This window comes from Arthrobacter sp. Bi26, from assembly GCF_918697925.1.
In the GTDB taxonomy this organism is placed as follows: Bacteria; Actinomycetota; Actinomycetes; order Actinomycetales; family Micrococcaceae; genus Arthrobacter.
Map to the genome: position 1 here is coordinate 36883 of NZ_CAKKMF010000002.1, position 19948 is coordinate 56830.

General features: G+C 65.1%; 18 protein-coding genes and 1 pseudogene. 4 read left to right on the top strand and 15 right to left on the bottom strand.

What is annotated here, in order from left to right; translation table 11 throughout:
• Window positions 1-49: 49 nt before the first annotated feature.
• From LQV16_RS00795 to LQV16_RS00810, 4 genes are all read right to left on the bottom strand, one after another.
• Window positions 50-619, bottom strand: coding sequence for a DM13 domain-containing protein (locus tag LQV16_RS00795; RefSeq protein WP_229992038.1), 570 nt, complete (start codon window positions 617-619; stop codon window positions 50-52).
• 200 nt (window positions 620-819) lie between these two features.
• A complete protein-coding gene (locus LQV16_RS00800; protein WP_229992039.1) occupies window positions 820-1590 on the bottom strand; it encodes a GPP34 family phosphoprotein in 771 nt (256 codons plus the stop codon).
• A 246-nt stretch (window positions 1591-1836) separates the two neighbouring features.
• The gene (locus LQV16_RS00805; RefSeq protein ID WP_229992040.1) at window positions 1837-2688 is read right to left on the bottom strand and encodes a phosphatidylinositol-specific phospholipase C/glycerophosphodiester phosphodiesterase family protein; all 852 of its coding nucleotides are present in this window, start codon (window positions 2686-2688) and stop codon (window positions 1837-1839) included.
• A 163-nt stretch (window positions 2689-2851) separates the two neighbouring features.
• The gene (locus tag LQV16_RS00810; protein WP_229992041.1) at window positions 2852-3736 is read right to left on the bottom strand and encodes a potassium channel family protein; all 885 of its coding nucleotides are present in this window, start codon (window positions 3734-3736) and stop codon (window positions 2852-2854) included.
• 290 nt (window positions 3737-4026) lie between these two features.
• On the opposite strand from LQV16_RS00810, the gene LQV16_RS00815 reads away from it, so the two are divergent.
• Window positions 4027-4866 (top strand): hypothetical protein, encoded by an 840-nt coding sequence (locus tag LQV16_RS00815; RefSeq protein WP_229992042.1) that lies wholly within the window; start codon window positions 4027-4029, stop codon window positions 4864-4866.
• 164 nt (window positions 4867-5030) lie between these two features.
• Here the strand turns inward: LQV16_RS00815 and LQV16_RS00820 are convergent, their stop codons facing one another.
• The 11 genes and pseudogenes from LQV16_RS00820 to LQV16_RS00870 form a co-directional block, all read right to left on the bottom strand.
• Entirely contained in the window at window positions 5031-5336 is a 306-nt protein-coding gene (locus LQV16_RS00820; protein ID WP_229992043.1) for a hypothetical protein, read from the bottom strand.
• A 191-nt stretch (window positions 5337-5527) separates the two neighbouring features.
• Window positions 5528-5614: pseudogene (locus LQV16_RS00825) on the bottom strand (short-chain dehydrogenase); the annotation flags it as partial.
• A gap of 6 nt (window positions 5615-5620) precedes the next feature.
• Window positions 5621-7414: an FAD-dependent oxidoreductase gene (locus tag LQV16_RS00830; RefSeq protein ID WP_229992044.1), complete on the bottom strand. Its 1794-nt coding sequence runs from the start codon at window positions 7412-7414 to the stop codon at window positions 5621-5623.
• 13 nt (window positions 7415-7427) lie between these two features.
• The gene (locus LQV16_RS00835) at window positions 7428-8258 is read right to left on the bottom strand and encodes an aldo/keto reductase (protein ID WP_229992045.1); all 831 of its coding nucleotides are present in this window, start codon (window positions 8256-8258) and stop codon (window positions 7428-7430) included.
• A 5-nt stretch (window positions 8259-8263) separates the two neighbouring features.
• Window positions 8264-9133, bottom strand: a complete 870-nt coding sequence (locus LQV16_RS00840) for a TIM barrel protein (protein WP_229992046.1) — start codon at window positions 9131-9133, stop codon at window positions 8264-8266.
• Window positions 9130-11196, bottom strand: coding sequence for an FAD-dependent oxidoreductase (locus LQV16_RS00845; RefSeq protein ID WP_229992047.1), 2067 nt, complete (start codon window positions 11194-11196; stop codon window positions 9130-9132). Before LQV16_RS00845 ends, LQV16_RS00840 begins: the two co-directional genes overlap by 4 nt.
• Window positions 11197-11205: 9 nt before the next feature.
• Window positions 11206-12330: a Gfo/Idh/MocA family oxidoreductase gene (locus LQV16_RS00850; RefSeq protein WP_229992048.1), complete on the bottom strand. Its 1125-nt coding sequence runs from the start codon at window positions 12328-12330 to the stop codon at window positions 11206-11208.
• 68 nt (window positions 12331-12398) lie between these two features.
• Complete coding sequence (locus LQV16_RS00855; protein ID WP_229992049.1) at window positions 12399-13139, bottom strand: SDR family oxidoreductase; 741 nt, start codon at window positions 13137-13139, stop codon at window positions 12399-12401.
• 2 nt (window positions 13140-13141) lie between these two features.
• Window positions 13142-14050 carry a shikimate dehydrogenase gene (locus tag LQV16_RS00860; RefSeq protein ID WP_229992050.1) on the bottom strand — a complete coding sequence of 303 codons (909 nt, stop codon included), beginning with the start codon at window positions 14048-14050 and terminating at the stop codon, window positions 13142-13144.
• Complete coding sequence (locus tag LQV16_RS00865) at window positions 14047-15462, bottom strand: MFS transporter (protein ID WP_229992051.1); 1416 nt, start codon at window positions 15460-15462, stop codon at window positions 14047-14049. Before LQV16_RS00865 ends, LQV16_RS00860 begins: the two co-directional genes overlap by 4 nt.
• A gap of 171 nt (window positions 15463-15633) precedes the next feature.
• The gene (locus LQV16_RS00870; protein WP_229992052.1) at window positions 15634-16536 is read right to left on the bottom strand and encodes a LysR substrate-binding domain-containing protein; all 903 of its coding nucleotides are present in this window, start codon (window positions 16534-16536) and stop codon (window positions 15634-15636) included.
• A gap of 357 nt (window positions 16537-16893) precedes the next feature.
• On the opposite strand from LQV16_RS00870, the gene LQV16_RS00875 reads away from it, so the two are divergent.
• Genes LQV16_RS00875 through LQV16_RS00885 form a run of 3 tightly spaced genes read left to right on the top strand, consistent with a single transcriptional unit; the run spans window position 16894 to window position 19922 of the window.
• Entirely contained in the window at window positions 16894-17913 is a 1020-nt protein-coding gene (locus LQV16_RS00875) for a VOC family protein (RefSeq protein WP_229992053.1), read from the top strand.
• 6 nt (window positions 17914-17919) lie between these two features.
• Window positions 17920-18882, top strand: a complete 963-nt coding sequence (locus tag LQV16_RS00880; protein ID WP_229992054.1) for a fumarylacetoacetate hydrolase family protein — start codon at window positions 17920-17922, stop codon at window positions 18880-18882.
• On the top strand, window positions 18879-19922 hold the full coding sequence (locus tag LQV16_RS00885) for a cyclase family protein (protein ID WP_229992055.1): 1044 nt from the start codon (window positions 18879-18881) through the stop codon (window positions 19920-19922). The genes LQV16_RS00880 and LQV16_RS00885 overlap by 4 nt, the downstream gene beginning before the upstream one ends.
• Window positions 19923-19948: the final 26 nt, after the last annotated feature.

Here is a 19948-nt window from a genome sequence, read left to right on the forward strand (position 1 = left end):
GGCCCCGTCGTTGACTCATGGGAAGGTCCGCGTGGCCGGATTCGTTGCCTCATTTGTCTCGGGATGTGAGTTGAGCCGCTCCGAATGACACCGCGAATTGAACGCACCATAGATCGACGGACTTGTACTTGGACAGATCAACGTCATCGGAGATTTTGTACACTTGGTTGCCTTGGTTTCCCTTGATTAAGCCGAGGTCAACGTGGTCGGCGGAGCCAGCGGTGAACCACCCGCCCGGTCCCTCCACCACGTCTGCGGCGCTCAGCCAGACGTGCACATCCGGCCCGTTGGAGGTGTCCAGACTCTCCAATGCAAGCACGCGCGAGCCGTCCGGCTGTTCAATGATCCGAACGGCTCCGGTCGTCGTATGTTCATGGCTGATGAACGAACCTTCAGCGAGCTGGACCGGGCCGGAGGGCATCTCGGCAGTACTGGACCCGGATGGTTCTGCCTGCTCCGCGGAGGCGGCAACGAACGGGATCTCTTCATCCACCCGGACGTCGACAAACAGAAGCCAGGGTTTGAACACCGCCAGTCCGATAGCCAGCACAACAACGGCAACCGCCGCCGCGGCGATGACCCAGACCCGCTTGCGCCCACCGGACTTCACTGTGGACATCTAGCATTCCCCGATAGTGAAAAGACTAGGTCCGAAGTTATCTGCGCTCATGAAACCATCGTCCGCGTGCTTATCGTTGCGGGCAACGGGCTGAACACGCCGGAAACACGGCCACGATGTTGGTGATGGTGAGGTTCGGGCGGCGGGCTCCTGGAGTCCACGCAGACCGCCGACTCCGTGCCCAGCGATTTCAGGCAGCCTCATATGCCTGGTTCTTCTTCCTCCGCCAGTCTGATCATGCGCAGTTCGTCCTCCACCGAATGGGAAGGCCAATAGCCCTTCGCCAGCTCACTTGCCCGGATTTTATCTGCTGCCGGTACGAGCTTGCCGAGCAGCCCGGCAGCCTGAAGCAGGGCGATCAGCGCTGTGGTCCTGGCATCGGGTGCCTTGACATCTGGCTTCGCGGCCTCGGTCGCCGAGGCGTCAGTCGGGGTGGAATCAGACGCCCCAGCCTCAGTCGTGATAACAGGCGCCTCAGCCTCAGCAGTGGCATCAGGCGCCTCGGCATCAGCCGGCGCACCGCCGAGTGCGGCCTGGATCTTTTTCAGGAGCGCCGCCTCCGGAGCGTGGTCCTTCTCCGGGTACCGCACGGTCCGGAACAGACCCAGGTGTTTTTCGCCGACGTGTTCCACGATGCCCAGTGCCGCCATCCCTTCGTACACACGCTGCACTTCGGCGCGGCCCTCCAGCATGGAGACCCACCGCTTGGGAGTGTGGGGCCGAGACTTGCCCCGGATGAGTTCCAGTTCGTGCTGGAGGTCCGTTTGCGGGGAGGTGCCGGTAGCCCTGACGTGCTTCCCCTGCAGCCCGATTGCACCGATCAGGTCCAGCTCGGCCAATATCGCCCCTGCCATCGTGGTCCTGAGTGCGTACATCGGCACCGAAGGTTTGCCGTCTTGGTCGTTCGTTGCGAGAAGGAGGAAGGCCTGGGGAAGGTTCAGCTCCGCCACCTTCGGCGTTTCAGCGTTCATACGAACATGGTGGCGCGGTTGGGCAGCCGCCACAATGATGATTTACAAGCATCCACGTCGGCGTCTACGTCGCCCTGCCCCTGGCCAACCGCCTCCAACAGTTTCCGGCCCCAGTGAGCGGACGACGGCGGGACCTCCCGCCGTCGGCCGCTCTCGGCTGCCGGGGGCAGCGGCGTACACACTTGCGAAATCGGGTGCAGCCGCTGCTACATTCCGAAACTCTGCTGGACCTAGTGGACCTTGGTCCTACGGCTGCTGGGCTTTGAGGAACCTTTCGAGTGCTGCGAGGTCGTCAGTGTTGACGTGGTCAACACCCGCCCGGTGAAGCTCGGTCCAAAGAGCTTCACGTGCCTCGCCCGGCTGGTCCGGAGTCGCCCAGAAGCGGACCCGGTGTCCCTTGGCGTGTGCGTCCGCGACATAGGCGTGGAGTTTGGCGCGTTCCGCCTCGGGCATCGGGCCAACACCCTGCCACGTGAACAGCTTTGTCCAGTTGTCACTGACCAGCGGCATGAGCGTTGACGGCATCCCGGAAGCAAGGTCGGCTGAGCGTCCGTCGAAGAACCCGTAGCGTTTGTCTTCCGCCTGCATGGTCATCAGCGGCCTGTTGCCGCTGATCACGGCGGTCACCGCGCCCGTGCTGACTTTGCCCTTGCTGTAACGGGTCATGAGAGCCGGGTGCTTGCTCAGTTCCTGCTCGATCGCAGCGTAGGTGCTCTCGCCGTCGCTCTTGATGTCTATCAGCAGCTGCAGGCTGCCGTCCCAGCCAGGATAGACGCTGTGGCCTTCCTGCTGGACAAGGTTGTCCAACGGATCCAGGTACAGGCTCGCCAGGGTCTTTCCAGGCTGCGCGTTCTCCCGGTCGTGTGCGACCAGAAGTTCTCCGTCAACTAGCCAAACGTCCGCCTCGACGCTGGTGAACCCATGCTCCAAGGCGTCAAACAGCGGACGGCCGTGCTCGTAGTCGTTGTGCGCATGGGCCTCCAGCAGCGGCTGGTCCAGCACAACATCCCGGGATGAGGTTGCGGCAGACGAGGGGACGGCGATTCCGGTCAGGGACGTGAGGGCCACGAGCGCGGCGACAGCACTTTTGATAAGCACGGGGTTCTCCTTGGTGCGGTTCAGGGGGCATGGTTCAGCTCGACCGATCAGGCGCGCCGATGCCTCAAACAGGCTCCCCGATCCGCACTAACAGGGAAGGGCCACGCGGTGGAGGGCCGGTAAACAGCAGTGAACGGCCACGCTGAGCCGTTTGGAATCCAACTTATTCAGGGTCGGCCTTACGGTGCCGGTGGTGCAGTTGATAGCTGTGGAACACGGCAGAAGAGGTACTCCCCTCATGCCCGAAGTTCCCGCGGAGAACCTCGGCGAGATCCTCCAGCGCTGCGTATAGCATCCGTCCGGCGAAGCGGAGTTCTGCGTTGTCATGGTCCCGGGCTTCAGTAGCCAGGTGCTGTGCATACGTCACGGTGGCCGGCAGCGACCCCCTGCGCTCTGCTTCGTGGAAGTAGTAGGTTTCATGGAAGGACAGCAGGTCTATGCTCACCGATGCCACGTTTCCGGCCAGGGATTCGAGCAACACCGCGGCATGTGCCGGAGTCAGCGACGAGAGACCTTCGGCCCCGGCCGCTTCCCTGAACTGGCTCAGCCGGTGGGCCAAAGCCCGGCGACGGCTAAGGGCAGGGTAGGTCTGCAGTATCCAGGACACCGTAGCGGTTAGAAGCCCAAAACCGGCCACGGCCTCGGCGGCCGCGACCAGCCTAAGCAGAGGCAGTGCCGGCACGATGTCACCGTAGCCGACTGTAGAGAGGGCGACCATCGAGATGTAGAGGGCTTCAGTGAAATCGCCGTGCTGCGCCACCCCGTCTCCGTACACGAATCCTGCAGGCAGAAACGGGAAATACACCAGAGCCCAGCCCAGAATAGCCAGGGCGGCCCAGGCACCGATCACGGCAGCCATGGCGAGAGGGGCTGCGATTGTCGATGCCCGTCCCCGGACTTTATTGGTTAACAGCCAGAGTCCCCGGATTATCGCCTTGCAGACCGGGCCTGTCCCGCGCGGATACAGGAGTGTGTGGAAGACATCCGTGACCATCAGCAGAATCAGGCCTGCCCCGGCCATGATCCAGAGTGCGTCGGTGAAATCCATGCTTCAGCTTAAGGGTCCGAAGCCCTCGCGTTACGGCACCCGGCGCGAGACCGTGGCCGCGCAAGTCAGAATAAGTCGGTATTGACCTGCTGCCGCTCCCCTACAGCGCCGACCAGCCGCCGTCGGAGGCAAGGACGCGCCGTTGATGTTGGTCCCGTCGTCGCTGAGCAGGAAGGCCGTCCTCTGGCCTGTGAGAACCGCCTCAAACCAATACGGGCGCAGCCGGGAGCCGGCCGCGGTGAGGTAAAGTTATCTGTTCGTAACATAATCTGACTGAAATGTGTTTGAATATGCCTGCAGACTCCACTACTGAAGACAAGCCGAAACAGTTCCTCGGACTAAGCGGCACCCAGACTATTGGCTCGGCTTTGGCAGCGGTGACCTCTGCCTTGGTGGGGTCCTTTCTAGGCGTTGCCGGGACCCTTATCGGCGCCGCACTCGGCTCTATCGTTGCCACGGTGGGCGCCGCTCTCTATGCCCGAACACTCAGTTCGGCCGCCGCCGTGGCATTGACGAAAATCCCTCAGCGACGCAGGGGCGGTCTGCCCGCTGACGACGGCGACGCGCTGGCCCCCAGCGCGCCGGCCGAGAGCGACGGACCTCGAGCCAAACGCGCGAGGTGGCAGTTGACACCGAAGACCTGGATCAAGCTCGGGGCGGTCAGTGCGGCCGCATTCGTGATCGCGATGGTCGGTGTCACTGCAGTCGAATTCGGAACCAATAAGCCCATCTCCAGCCTTGTCTCGTCGACGTCGAGCATCGACGGCGGTGCGACCGGGCCCACGACGACGCTGGGCACAGCATTGGGCGGCAACCCGACGGTCCCGGACGAGACGGACGCCTCGACGAAGGACGTGGCGGAAGTGCCTGGGCCAGTCGAGGAAGTACCTGGGAAAGTCGAGGAAGGCGCTAACAACGAACCGGGCCTGACGACGGACGGTAGCCCCAGTGGCGCGGACAGCGGCTCGGCCGGGACTGGAGAGCCGGCAGCCGACACATCAAGCGACACCCCCGCGGCGGACCCCGCCCCCGAAACCGTCCAGAGCCCGGAGCCTGCCCCCGCGACCGAGCAGACGTCGCCGCCCGAGGTGCTCTCGGATTCGGGATCGGCCGAGCAGCCCGCACCGTGATGGCGAAGATACGGATGCAGGCACGATAGGAAGCGCCTCTTCATCGGCACTGCGCGGCCACCGGTCCGCCTCACCGGGGCGCCTAACCTGTCAGTGATGGTGGGCCGGGGCGGCTGTGTGGTGGCGGCTGACTCATCCGACGAGGACCACCGGATTCTCAGCGGTCAGCCCGCGCCCTGGCCCTCGCGGGCCACCTCCTCCAGCATCCTGGCTGTCGGCGCTGCCGTCATGAGCTGCCCTATCACCTCGGGTTTGTCCCATACCTGGCTGCGCAGCCGTTCCAGAAAGCCGGTCGCGGCGTCCTTGGTGTCGAAGTCAAGGAGCACGGCCACGCTGTTCTGGTCCTCGGTATCCCGGAACAAGCGGACAGACCGGGCGCCGGAGGCGGCGCGGCCTGCGGGATCCGTGTCGAACACTTTCTTGAAAGCCTCGTAGTCCCGGACCGGATAGCTAATCTGCAGCGTGAACATCGTCGTTCCTTCCCTCGGGCTGTGGCAGGGACCACGATAGGCCGTCCAGCGTCATCCCGGTAGGGCCGGAGGGCGGCCTCGATCCGGTGCCGCGCTGCCCTCCTGACGCGTGTATCCGGGCCCCTAAGCGGACGACGGCGGGACTTCCCGCCGTCGTCCGCTGGCGTTATGGTGCCGCTCCCCCAAAGCGCGGACCAGCCGCCGTCGGACGCGAGGATGGCGCCGTTGATGTTGGTGCCGTCGTCGCTGGGCAGGAAGGTGACGGAGGCGGCAAGCTGCGCCAGTCAATCCGCGGTAACGGCGTCCCCGCTCATGGATTCCGGAGCTGCAACTCCGTCGTCCTCGTAGTGTGTGGCGTTGGCGAGGTCGCGCCCGGCGATGTAGCCGAAGGTCAGTGCTGGGCCGAGGTTGATGCCCCCGGCCGGGTAGTGCCCGCCCATGACTGAGGCCTGGTCATTGCCCGCGACGTAAAGGCCGCCGATGGGTTGGCCATGGTTGTCCAGAACCCGTGCACGCGAATCGGCCGCGAGTCCGGCGAAGGTACCGAACGATCCCGGGACAATCCTGACGGCGTAGAACGGCCCCTTGTCCAGGGGGCGCAGCGAGGGGTTGGGGGTGTTCTTGGGGTCCCCGCCATAGCGGTTGAATTCACTGGCGCCGCGGTCGAAGTCGGGGTCAATGCCCTTGCGGGCGTTGACATTGAATTCCGCGACGGTCTCGGCGAGCCCTTGCGGATCGATGCCGCAGGCTGCCGCGAGTTCCTCGAGGGTGTTGCCCTTCTTGAGGTAGCCGGATCGCAGATAGGGGAACAGCGGCACGGGCAGCGGCTTGGCCATACCCAACGGGAACTTGCGCACGAACGCTGCATCTGCGATCTGCCAGGCCTCCACCGGTTCACCCTCGGGTGTGGCGTTGATCAGGCCTTCGACGTAGTCGTAATAGCCGTTGGCCTCGTTGACAAACCGCTTGCCGTCCCGGCGGACGCCGATGCTGCCGGGCTTGGCGCGGTCCATGATGTGGGGGAACGTTCCGGTACGTCCGTTGCGGTACGGGACCAGCGAGACCGGGCACCAGGCGGCGGGGGACTCCACATCGGTCTCGAAGCGGGCGCCCACGGCCTGGGCCATGGTGATACCGTCGCCGGTGGTTTCCTTCGGCGCAAGTGTCCAGTGCTCGCGTCCGGTGGGCGTCTTGGGGAACAGCTCCTTTCGGCGGGAGACGTCATGGGGGAACCCGCCGCAAGCCAGCACGACGCCGCGGGAGGCGTTGATTTGCAGTTCGCCTTCCGGGGAAGTCACGACGGCGCCCGTCACCTTGCCGGACCCGTCGGTGAGCAGGTACCTGGCCGGCGTGGAGACGCGGATCTCCACGCCGAGGTCATCGGCGGACTTCAGCAGCCGGCCGGTGAGCGCGGTCCCGTTGACCAACTGCATGTTGCGGCGGTGCGTGAGGAGGTCCAGGAGGTGCAAGCCCACCCGCCAGGCTGCGTGGAAAATGCCCCGGATGTTTCCTTGGGAGGCGGAAAGGAACTTTGTCAAGTCCGGACCTGCCATGATGCCCATGCCCAGAAACGAGGTCTCATAGAGCTGGTGGCGCATCTTGGCGCGCAGTTCGGGCTTGATCCGGCGGGCGTTCAGCGGCTTTGGTCCTACTGAGCGGTGCCCGGTGCCTGCACCAGGGGTGCTGCCGTAGATGTCCTTGATCTTGGCTCCCGGCACAAACTGCAGGCTGGTCTTGTCCTGGAAAAAGCCCACCATGTGAGGTACCGCCTCGAGGAACGCCTCCACCCTGTCTTCCTGGTAGTTCCTGCCGAGCCGGTGGCGCAGGTAGGTGCGGAAGAGTTCGCGGTCCTCGTTGACCCCATCGGCTTTGGCCAGCGGGTTGCCGGGGGTCCAGGCCCAGCCGCCGGACCAGGACGTGGCACCGCCACAGACGTCGGCCTTTTCAACGACCACAACCTTCAGACCGTGGTAGGCGGCGGAAACTGCCGAGGAGAGGCCGCCGGCGCCGGAGCCAATCACTAGGACATCGCAGTCCAGGCTCGGGAGGGCAGATGAAGGAATTACGGGTGCCGTCATTTTCAGTGCTTTCTCAGTGGAAGTAGGTGTCGGAGTCCAGGCGCGGCGGCGCACCGGTTTCGTGTGCGTCAATCGCGGCCATTTGCTGCTGGGTCAGGGCGAAACTGAAGACGTCCAGGTTCTCCCGTTGGCGTTGATTGTCCGCGGACTTCGGCACAGCCACACGGCCGTGCTGCACATGCCAGCGCAGGACGATCTGGGCCGGGGTCCTGCCGAGTTCCGTGGCAGGGCCGCGCACGGCGGCCTGCTCCAGGAAACTCCCGTTACGGCCCAAAGGGCTGTAGGCGGCGGTCAGGATCCCATGTTCCCGGTGAAACTCAAGCTGCCCTGGTTGGCCGTGCTCAGGATCAACCTGGACCTGGTTCAGCGGCACGGCCAGGCCTGCGTCTTGGACCAGCCGTAGGTGCGCGGGTTTGAAGTTTGACACGCCCCAGGCCCGGATTGAACCGTCCTTGACCAGGTCCTGCAGTCCTTCGCAGGCTTCAACGAACCTCCCCTGGGAGGGGTTGGGCCAATGAACCAGGAACAGGTCCAAGTAGTCGGTTCCGAGCCGCTTCACCGCCTCGCCGAAGGCATCGCGCACTCCGCTGCGGCTGTGCCACTGGGTGTTGAACTTGGTAGTGAGGAAAAGGTCCCCTCGATCAATTCCGTTGCGGCGGATCCCCTCCCCCACGGCGGCCTCGTTGGCGTAGTTCTCGGCCGTGTCGATGTGCCGGTAGCCACTGCTGATGGCCTGGTGCACCGCCGCTGCGGCATCCTCACCCGTCAGGGGCCAGGTTCCCAGGCCGATGAGCGGGATGTGCACGCCGGGAGTGACTTCTGCTGTCGTGATCTCTTTTGTCATGCCGCTCATCTGGTTCCCGTCCCTTGGAGATTTGCTGTTGTCTGGTCAATTCCGGCCGTTGCCAACACGGCGTCCACCCCTGTTTTGAGCAGGCGCGCCCACCCAAGCTCGCCGAGTTCAGCCACCCGCCGGTCCGACGGCGTCTCCGCACTGACCGGAAGCCCGTCCGGCAAAGCGGCCACCACCTCCGCAAGCCTGAACTCGCCCTCGCCGGGCACCTCCCGCTCCGACCGGGATTCGACCACGAGTGCCTCGCGGCCGGCTGGCCGTTCCGCGGGCCCGTCGCACAGCTGGAGCAGCGGCACCAAATCTGCGTTGGCATGCAGTGCGGCCCACTGGCCGGCAGCGCCGTCACCGTTGAAGCGGTTGAAATGAAGGGTGTCCACCACGAGGCGGCAGCCGGCCTGCCGGGCAATGTCCGCAGCCTGGGCCATCGAAGCAACAGTCTGATAGGAAATCGCTTCAAGGGTGGGGGTGATCCCGAAACCGTGCCCGTCCTCGGTCATCCTGGCCAACGTGTGGACCAGCCGGGCGCTGTCCGGATCGGCTCCTGCGACTGTGAGGGAACTTGCCCCCAGTGCCTGGCCCGCTTCCATCATGCGCAGCCATGCTTCACGCTGGTCGCTGCCATCCAGCAGCAGGAATTCGATGTCCCGCACGGTCACTCCGGTGTCCTGCATCCTGGACAGGGTTTCGTGCAGCATCGGCGACCCTGGCTGGAGGTTGTAAGGCCGTTCCATCGGCGTCACCGCGCGGACCCGGACGCCGATGAAATCAAAACCTGCCTGGGCAGCGACCCCCACCAGTTCAGGCGGCGCGGTGTTCAGCAGCGAAAGCTGTGCCAGGCCGACGGACCTGTGCGCGTTTCCGGTCATGACTGTGCTCCGTTCAGGCTAAGTTCATTGTTGGCGGCAGCCCCGGCTCTCAGAAGAGAGGCGATCCGCTGTGCTGCGTCGTAGCCGCTCTTCACTGCGTTGGAGGCGATGGCGGGCGTCTGGTCCACCACTGTCCCGGCCAGTGTCACCGGCACTCCGGCCTCGCAGCTCAGTTCGGCGTCGCGAATGTCCGCTGGGACAGAGCCGTCCAGGGGAACCACGGAGCGCGAAACCAGGAGCGGTCCCGGCGCCTCCAGCCACTCGCCTCCAGAGGCAAGGCCCGGACCGCTGATCCGGACCCGGCCACCGTCGTATTCCTCGATGGTCGCACCGAGCCGGATCCGCACCCGCGGGTTGGCTTCGAGCCGGGGCACGGCCAGGATTTTGGCGCGGCGGCCGGACTCGGGGGCAAGGGCTGCCTGCGGTCCGATGAGCAGCACGGCAGTCCCCCGGCCAGCCAGCGTGTCCGCCACGCTCATGGCAACGGAGTCCGCACCCCAGATCGTCACGGCATCCGGAATGACGGGATGCGGCGCGTCAGGGTCGATGACCTCGGGGTGGGCGGTGAGCCATTCGCGCACATCCAGGACGCTGGCGCTCTCTTCGCCAATGAACCCGGCGGCGGGCGCGAGCCCGCCGGTTGCCAGCACGATGGCGTCTGCCGCGGTGTCGCGGACAAGGCCGTCGAGGTGGTCAGTGTCCACGCGCGAACCCAGCCGGACCTCGATGCCAAGCCGCGCGTTCTCCCCGGCAGACCATTCGGCGAACCGGTGGAAGTCCGGGGTGGACTTCATCCGTTCCGCGAGGGCGAACTGGCCGCCGGCGCGGGGGCCATCGTCGAGTACGGTCACTTTCGCCCCGGCTTCGGCAAGCTCGCGGGCGGCGGTGAGACCCGCGGGACCCGCGCCTACCACCACAACGCGGGACCCTTCGCGGACGGCTGGTGTGGGGACCGGGACGCGGGAGCGTCCCACCTCGGGGTTGACTGTGCAGGTCACCTGGCCCAGGCCCAGGTTGTCGATGCAGACGTTGCAGGCGATGCAGGGGCGGTAGCGCTCATCACGCAGGACGCCGCCCACAAACGTCGGGTCGGCATGGATGGCCCGGGCCAGGCTGACGAAGTCGCAGGTCCCCTCGGAGAGGACCTGCTCGATGATTTCCGGCGAGTTCAGCCGGCCGGCCAGGCCAAGCGGCAGGCCGAACTGCCGGTACGCCTTGGCGTAGTCGGCGAGGATGCCCGGCTTCCATTCGCCTGACTGCACGATCCATTCGCCGGCCTCGTAGCTGCCGGCGGAGATGTCCAGGAAATCCAGGTGCTCCAGGTGCGCGTTCGCAATGATGGCCACCTGCTGTTCGGCGGAGATGCCGTCTGCAGGACCTTCAACCACGGACACACGCATACCCACGAGGGTGTCCGGGACCGCTGCCCGCACGGCGTCGATGACCAGGTTCAGGAAGTGTTCGGGTGCGGCGAACTCGTCCGTGCGGTGGTTGGAGATCGGTGACATGAACTGGTGGATCAGGTAGCCGTGGGCGCCGTGAATGTTGATGACATCGAAGCCGGCCTTCACCGCGCGGCGGGCAGCTTGGGCGTAGGCTTCCACCAGCTCGTGGCACTCCTCGACGGTGAGTTCACGGGGAACTTCGCCGCCTGCCACCTCGCACGCCACCGGCGATGGCGCCACGTTTTTGTACCCGGAGAGGGCGGATTGGGCGGTGCGGCCGCCGTGGTTAATTTCGACGGCGGCCAGCGCGCCTTCGGCGTGCAGGGCGTCGGTGAGCCTGCGCAGGCCGGGAATCATCTCATCTGTGTGCAGGCCCAGCTGGTGGGTGCGGCCCTTGCCGTCGGCGCGGACATAGGTGGCCTCGGTGGTCACCATGCCCAGTCCTGCCTTCGCACGGGTGACCAGGTAGTCGATGTACTGCTCCGTGATGCAACCGTCCGCGGTGCCGTAGTTGCGCTCCATCGGTGCGGAGGCGAGCCGGTTGCGAAGGGTTTTCGGGGTGCGGCCGTTGCGGCCCAGTGTCAGGGGACGGGCGGCGTAGCGCGTGTTCTTTTCCATTGCTGTTCCTTAACCCGCAATCGGTGCGAGGGGTCGTGTTCCTTCAGGCAGCGCGGCGAAGCGGATTGGATTGCCTGTCCGGGACGATTCGTAAATTGACAGCAGTATCCGCAAGGCCTTCGTCGCGTCGTGGCCGGTGATCGCCGGTTCACCGCCTCCGCGAAGGCTCCGGACAAAATTGCGGACCTGCGCGGTGTGGTGCGGGATGAGCTGGCCATTAATCGTCGTGAGGCTGACGTTCGGGTCAACACCGTTCGGGTAAACAGGATCGGTGCTGATCGTTCCGGATACGGCCCACAGGTCCACGCGTCCGTCGCTGCCTTCCGGGAATTCGGTCAGGGAGGCGGAGGCGCCGGTCTCGCCAGTGACCCGGATCTGCACGCCCAGGCTCGGGGACACCGCCGTCGACGCTTCGAGCGTGGCCATGGCGCCGGAAGTGAAGGTGATGACGGCGGTCGCTGAGTCTTCCACTTCGATGTGTTCGCCGTGGAAGTAGGTGTTGATTTTGCCGTAGACCTCGGCCACGTCTCCCATAAACCACTGCAGCAGGTCGATGTAGTGGATGGCCTGGGTCATCAGCACCCCGCCGCCGTCGTTGGCCCACGTCCCGCGCCAAGCGTCGCGGGAATAGTACTCCGGATCGCGGTGAAGCATCACCGAGCATTGGCCCATGATGGGCCGGCCGAGTGTGCCGTCGTCGATCGCTGCGCGGATGCGCTGGGCTGCCGGCCAGAACCGGCGCTGGAAGAGCACACCCAGCTTCACACCGGCATCGTCGCAGGCCTTCACCATGCGTTCTGCGGACGCCAAGTCAGTGGCGATGGGCTTTTCACAGAGCACGTGGACTCCTGCCGCAGCGGCCTGCAGCACCACATCCTGGTGGGTGGGGTGTGGGGTGCAGACCGAGACGATGTCCAGGTCCAGGCCCAAGAGTTCCTCGACTGTGTTGACCGCTGCAGGGATCCCCCATGCTTCGGCGGTGTCTTGGGCGCGCTGGAGGTCGATGTCGCAGACACCCACGATGGCCACGTCGTCAAGGGCACGGAACGCCTCCAGATGGTTGCGGGAGATCGCCCCGCACCCTGCAATTCCGATGCGAAGGGGGCGGGCGGTGACAGGTGATGGGGTGATCATCAACAGGTGCCATCTTTCTGGTGCTGGTAGGAAAATGTGGTGCGGTCCGGCAGGAGGCTGGGGCCGGGCTAGTACGTGGCCCGGCCGCCGGACAGATCGAAAACGGAGCCGGTGGTGTAGGAGGCCGCCGGCGAAACGATGAATTCGATGAGGGAGGCCGCTTCGGCGGGGGTCCCGAACCTGCCCATGGGGATTTTGGCGGCCTGGGCCGCCTGCTGTTCCGCCGGCACTTCCGCGAAAAGCGGGGTCACTACATTGCCCGGGGCGAGGGCATTGACGGTGACGCCGGAAAGCGCGAACTCCTTGGCGAGTGACTTGACCAGGCCTAGAATCCCGGCCTTGCTGGCAGAATAGGCGGGCATATTGACCACGCCTTCCTTGCCCGCCGTCGAGGAGATATGGAGCAGCCGCCCATAGCCTGCCTCAGCCATTCGCGGCAGGACGGCCTGCGAGAGAATGAATGCCCCTGTCAGGTTGATCTTCATGATGCGTTCGAAGTCTTCGACCGATGTGGCGGCTGCCGGGGCCACGGGCCCCAGGATGCCCGCGCAGTTCACGACCGCGTGGAGCCCTCCCATCTCCAAGGCCGCCGCCGAGACGGCCGCAACAACGGATGCCGGGTCGGTGACGTCCATGGCGAGTGCTGAGGTGCCTGGTTCATCGGGCCACGCGGCCGAGGGCAGGTCCGCTCCGACCACCGTGGCGCCGGACGCCCTAAGGCGTGCCGCCGTCGCCCGCCCGATGCCGCTGGCCGCCCCGACCACGAGGCAACGGGACTCGGCGATAGTGCTGGGTGTTTGAGGATCCATGGCTAGCTGACCGCCTGTCGAAACGTGGCCAGCATGCTGTCGGCGTCGGCGCTGATGCCGGTGAAGAGCTCGAAGGCGGCGGCGGCCTGACCCACGACCATGCGTCCGCCGTCGAGTACGGCGCAGCCCTTGCCGCGCGCTGCCTTGATCAGTTCGGTTTCGAGCGGCCGGTAGATCACGTCCGCTACCCAAAGCCCGGAGTGGATCAGGTCGGGATCCACGGGCCCACCGGGGTGGCCCGTCATGCCGATGGGTGTTGAGTTCACAAGCCCATCTGCCTCCCGGAGGCTTCCGGCGACAGCATCCGTCCGGGTCACTGACAGGTGGCTTTTCGGAAAGTGCGGGGCAAGCCGGGCGGCGAGGGCCTCGGCCCGGGCAGGTTCGATGTCGGCGATGACCAGGCGCCGGGTTCCGGCGCTGAGGAGCCCGAAGGCCACTGCCGCGCCGGCTCCTCCCGCTCCGAGCTGCACCACCGAGTCGGTCACGGCCGACGGGAGGCCGGCCCGGAGGCCGCCGATGAATCCGGTGTGGTCCGTGTTGTGGCCCACGGCCTTGCCGTCGTGAAAGGTGATGGTGTTGACGGCACCCAGGATCCGGGCATCGGGCGAAAGCTCATCCAGGCCGTCCTGCACGAGTTGCTTGCTCGGGTGGGTGACGTTCAGTCCGTCGAATCCGAGATCAGCTGCATGCCGCACCAGGGCCGCGGACCGTTCTGCAGGTTGTCCGATGGAGTCCAGATCGATGACGCGGTAGGTGTAGGCAAGGCCCAGCCTGTCGGCTTCGGCCTCGTGGAGGCTCGGGGTGAGCGATCCGCCGATACCGGAGCCGAGCAAGCCCACCACGAACCGATGGCACATATCGGCTTCACGCGGCCGGCCGGCCCAGGTGCCCGCCAGGGTCTGCTGGCTCATGCCCGCGCCGTATCGGCAACCGCGCCGGAAGCTTCGTCGGCCGCACGGGACTGCCGCGCTGCCGGCTCCGGGGTGACGGAGGACGCTGTGTAGAGCCTCGGGTCGGATTTCTTCAGTCCGAGCAGGGCCGTCGGAGTCTTGAACGTCTCGGGTGCCAGCAGCGCTGCGATGGCGGAGATGGCGCAGGCCACGGCGGCGAACGTTGCGACAGGAACCCAGTTGGCTTTGTTGCCACCGATCAGCAGCTCGGAAATGACCGGCGCGAATCCTGCCAGGAGGAGTCCGAACATGAGGCTGATGGCCATACCGGAGTAGCGGACCTTGACTGGGAACTGCTCCGGGAAGTACGCGGGGTAGATGGAGTTTGTGGCGGTGTAGGCGAAACCGATCAGGAGGATGCCGGTGACAAAGATCAGCGGAACATTCGCCGCCGACAGGGCCGAGAAGAACACGAAGATCATCGCCATCTGCAGCACCAGACCGGTGACGAAGACGGGTTTGCGGCCGATCCGGTCCGAGAGGATGCCGGCCAATGGGCCCATGGCGACGGCGGCGAGGTTGGCGACTGCGATGACTGTCAGCATCAGGCCCTTTTCAACGCCGACGACGGACGTGGCGTAGGACAACGCAAAGACGTTGATGATGGTGTTGATGATGGTAAACAGCGACATGGCGGTGACACGGAGAACGGTGGCCCAGTGGTGCCGGAACAGGGTGACGAGTGGAACCTTGACCACGTCGTCGTGCGCTTTGACTTCCGCGAATACCGGGGGCTCTTCCAGGAGGCGCCGAAGCACAAAGGCGATGACGGTCACTACGGCGCTGGCGAGGAACGGGATGCGCCAGCCCCAGGCAAGCAGCTGTTCCTCGGGCATGGATGCCACGGGAATGAACACTAGCGTGGAGAGCACGATGCCGAACATGATGCCGCTCATCGTCCAGCTGGTGTAGAAGGCTCGCTTCTTGTCAGGTGCGTGCTCGAGCGTCAGGGAGCTTGACCCCGGCGATTCGCCGCCGGCGGAGAGGCCCTGCAGAAGCCGGAGAGCCACGATGAGGACCGGCGCTGCCATTCCAATGTCGTTGTACGTGGGCAGGCAGCCGATGAGGAATGTTGATGCGCCCATCAGCAGCAGGGTGAGCAGCAGGACCTTCTTGCGGCCGAATTTGTCGCCGAGGTGTCCGCAGATCACTGCCCCCAGCGGACGGGCGACGTAAGCAACGCCAACGGTTGCGAAGGACAACAGCATCGCGGAAGGGCCAGGGGCGAAGAACAGTTTGCCGAAAATCAGGGCGGCCGCCGAGCCGAAGATAAAGAAGTCGTAGTACTCAAGGGCGCTGCCCACGAATCCCGAAACCGCTGCGATCTTCGCATTGTTCTTGGGGCGTGCTGGCGCCAATGTCGACACTGACATGGTGTTCCCTTCAGGTAACGGGACCGTCCCGGGGGCTCTTGGTATAGGCCCGCTGCAAAAACGGTGTGCCGCGCTATGCGGCTTCTCCATCCAGTGTGGCTGCGATCACTTAGTTAGTCCACGACTAAAATGATCTATCACTATGTTGCAATTCGACTTGATGAGGTGGGGTCAGTTGGGGATCTCGGGAAAGATCTCTTCGACGACGGCGAGCACAGCCGTCAGCACGGCGGAGTCATTTTCCTCGGACCACGCGATGGCGTGATTCATGAAGTGCTGCGGGTGATCCAGGGCCACGTACGTTGCCCCGGAGGGTATGATCCCGGCTATCCCGCTGCTCATGAGGGTGACTCCCACACCGGCGGCCACGAAGGTCAGCACCATGTAGGGGTCCGATAACTCCTGGACAATGTGAGGGCGGAAACCGGCTGCCATGCAGGATGCGAGCATCACTTCGGTCATGGAGGACGAGCCGTCCAGTGGCGGCGAGATGAAGTCATCAGCCGCCAGAGCCTGCAACGGTATGGATTTTTCCTGTGCCAGCGGATGATCTAGCGGCAGTACCGCACCGACTTCCTCGCTTGCGACCAAGCGCGTCATCACCGAGGGGACCGGGGTTTCGGGACGGCCCACGAAGGCCAAGTCCAGGGTGCCCTTCGCGACGCTGGCCAATCCGTCGGCCGTGCGCACACCGCTGGTGAGGTCCATTTTGATGTCCGGGTGACGCCGGCGCACAGCGCGCGTGAGCGGTGGGAGGGTCAGGTGGTTCACAGCTCCGGAGAATCCGATCCTGATGTTGCCCCGGACGCCCTCAATCTCCGCCTGGGCCGCCTCGCGGGCCAGCCGCATCTCGCGAAGCACACGGTACGCGCGCGGCAGGAGGGCATACCCCGCCGGCGTGAGGGCCACGCTTCGCGTGTTGCGCTCAAAGAGCCGCTTCCCCAGATCCGCCTCAAGCTTCCGGATCGTCTGGCTCAGTGGGGACTGTGAAGTGTGCAGGCGCTGCGCAGCACGGCCGAAGTGCAGTTCTTCGGCCACCGCAACGAACGCTTCCAGCCAGCGGATCTCTGTCATGTCTTCAGAATGTACCCTTTACCCGAACATCGAACCGACAAGGGGGCTTGAGCTTCCAGGTGGCCGGAGGAATCTACTCACGAGTTTGCAGAAACGCCGGCACCCTCCCGGCGCCCGCGGGCCTCGGCACAACCACCCGCACCGTGCCCGCGGCGCGCTAGGAACCCGACACTGGTTCAGAAGCCGGAGCAGCGGGTACGGCATTGCGCGCGGATCGACCACTCAGGCCAGGTATCTGCCATACAAATAGGTGGCATCAGGAAACGCCTCTTCACCGAATACCTCTTTTGCCTCAGTCTGGTTACTAGACCTGCAGCGACCCCACTCAAGGCAATCAGTACTTAGAAGGAATTCAACGTGGAAACTCCCCTCTCCCATCTTGCCCACCTCGAGATCACCACCCCCGACGTCGAAGCCTCGGCACGGTTCTACGAGGAAAAGTTCGGCATGCGCATCATCGACCGGGTGGACGGCAACGTCTACCTGCGCTGCTGGGGTGACTACTACCGCTACAGCCTGGTCCTCACCGAAGGTCCGGAAGCTTCCCTGGGCCGGATGGCCTGGCGCGCCAACTCCCAGGCCGCCCTGGAAGCCGCAGCCCAGCGCGTCGAAGCAACCGGTGTCCAGGGCAGCTGGACCGCCGGCGGCCACGGATTCGGCAAGGCCTACGAATTCACCGGCCCCTATGGCCACCCCATGCGCCTCTTCTTCGACGTTGAGAAGTTCGTGGCTGAGCCCGGTTTTGAATCCACCTACCCGGACCGGCCGGAGCGCCGCAGCAGCCACGCCGCAGCGCCCCGCTTCCTGGACCACGTCACCGTGGCCTCCTCCGATGTCCGAGGTTTCGCCAAGTGGTACAACGAAGCGTTGGGATTCCGGGTCATGGCATTCGTGGACTTGGACGAAGCCCCTATCACCGTCTTCTCCGTGCTGACCACCAACGAAAAGTCCCACGACCTGGGCGTGGTCCTGGACACCTCCAGCCGCGCGGGACGCGTCAACCACATCGCCTTCTGGGTGGACGCCACCGAGGATCTGCTCCGCACCGCGGACGTCATGATGGAAAACGGCACTCCGATGGAATACGGCCCCTCCATCCACGGCGTGGGCGAGCAAAACTTCCTCTACTTCCGCGACCCGTCAGGCCTGCGCGTCGAGCTCAACTCCGGCGGATACCGCAACTATGTCCCGGACTGGGAAGCCAACACCTGGAAGCCCTCCGAAGGCTCCAACAACTTCTACAAGAACGGCGCCATGCCGCACTCCATGACCGAATCCTTCCCTCCCGCGGAAGGCTTTACCGCCACCGAAGAAGGCGCCTCCCCCGAAATGAAGGAAGCCCTCCTGAACCCCTACGCCAAGCAGGGACGGGGCTAGGACACCATGGCCGAAACACAATATGCACTCATCCGGTTCCAGGAGATCGGTGACAGCAAGGCCCGCACGGGCCTGCTGGTCGGCGACCGCGTCCTGCCGCTGGATGGGGAGATCAACGCCCTGATCGAGCACTGGGACACCACCGAGAGCCAGCTGGACGCCATCGCCGCATCGGCCGGCGAGGACACCGGCCTGGCGATGGCCGACATCGAGGTCCTCGCCCCGGTAGAGCCTGTCCAGGTCCTTCAGACCGGCGCCAACTACCGCAAGCACGTCATCGACCTCGCTGCAGCCCACCGCGAACCCGGCCAGGACGAGGACGAAGTCCGGGACCGGACCGCCGCGATGATGGACAAGCGCGCAGGCCAGGGCACGCCGTACTTCTTCATCGGGCTCCCGACGGCGATCGCCTCAGCAACGGACGACCTCACCCTGCCTGCCTACTCCAAGTCCCATGATTGGGAGCTGGAACTGGCGGCTGTGATCGGCAGGACGGCGTTCCGGGTCACCCCCGAGGAAGCCCTGGACTACGTCTTCGGCTACACCATGGTCAACGACATCACAACCCGTGAGTACGTGTTCCGCAAGGACATGCCGGCGATCGGCTCGGACTGGTACCGCGCCAAGAACGCCCCCGGCTTCCTGCCCACCGGACCGCTGCTAGTACCCGCCAAGTTCTTCGGCGACCCGCAGGACGTCCAGGTCACGCTGAAGCTCAACGGCAAGGCAATGCAGGACGAGTCCACGCAGGACATGATTTTCGGTGTCGCCAAGCTGATCAGCGAGGCCTCCCAGATCATGCCGCTGCGCCCGGGAGACCTGGTGCTCACCGGAAGCCCCGCCGGCAACGGACAGCACTGGGGACGGCTGCTCCAGGACGGCGACGTCATGGAGGGCACTATTACGGGCCTGGGCACCCAGCTCATCCACTGCAAGGACGAAGTTGTAACTGAAGGCAGCCAGCAGTGACCAGCCAGGACACAGCACCAATCACCACCGGCACCGGGGAATCAGCCACCGATTCCCCGGTCATCCGGCGTGACGATCCGCTCGGCAGCATCCGCGCTATGGCCGAGGCCCACAACAACTGGGGCCGTTGGGGTGACGATGACGTTCTGGGAACCTTGAACTTCATCGATGCGGCCAAGCGCATCGAAGCAGCAGCCCTTGTGAAGACGGGCGAGGCCTTCTCGCTGTCCCAGCCGTTCGATACCAACGGACCGCAGAAGGGCTGGCGGCGCCGCACCAACCCTGTCCACACCATGACCGACACCGGCGTGGACGCAGAACGGGGCAACCAGGGCTTCCCGCACGGCTTCGGCGGTGCGGACGACGTCATTGCCATGCCGCTGCAGTGCTCCACCCAGTGGGACGGCCTCGGCCACATCTTCGACCAGGGCAAGGCCTGGAACGGCCGGGCGGCAGGGGACGTGGTCACCTCTGAAGGTGATCTGGTGACCGGCATCGAAACCGCTGCGGCCAAGATCGTCACCCGCGGCGTCCTGCTGGACGTCGGCCGCGCGCTCGGACCCGAACTGGGAAGGAACGACGGCGAGCTGCCGGACGGTTTCGCCATCACCCCCGAACACCTCCAGCGGACCATCGACCTGCAGGGGCCCAGCTCGACGGTGGGCCGGGGCGACATCGTGGTGATCCGCACCGGCCAGTACACCCGGGTCCGCCGCGACGGCTGGGGCGACTACGCCGGCGGCTCAGCCCCGGGGCTGTCCTTCAGCACCGCACCATGGCTTCACCGCAGTGAAATCGCGGGGATCGCCACGGACACCTGGGGTTTCGAGGTCCGGCCAAACGAGTTCGAAGGCGCCTTCCAGCCCCTCCACCAGATCGCCATCCCCAACCTCGGGCTGTTCCTGGGCGAAATGTGGGACCCGGACGGCCTCGCGGAGGCTTGCGCGGCAGACGGCAGGTACGACTTCCTGCTCACCGCGGCGCCCCTGCCCATTACCGGCGCCGTCGGATCGCCCGTCAACCCGATCGCCCTCCGGTAATCACCGTCCGGTAGCTTTCAGTACCA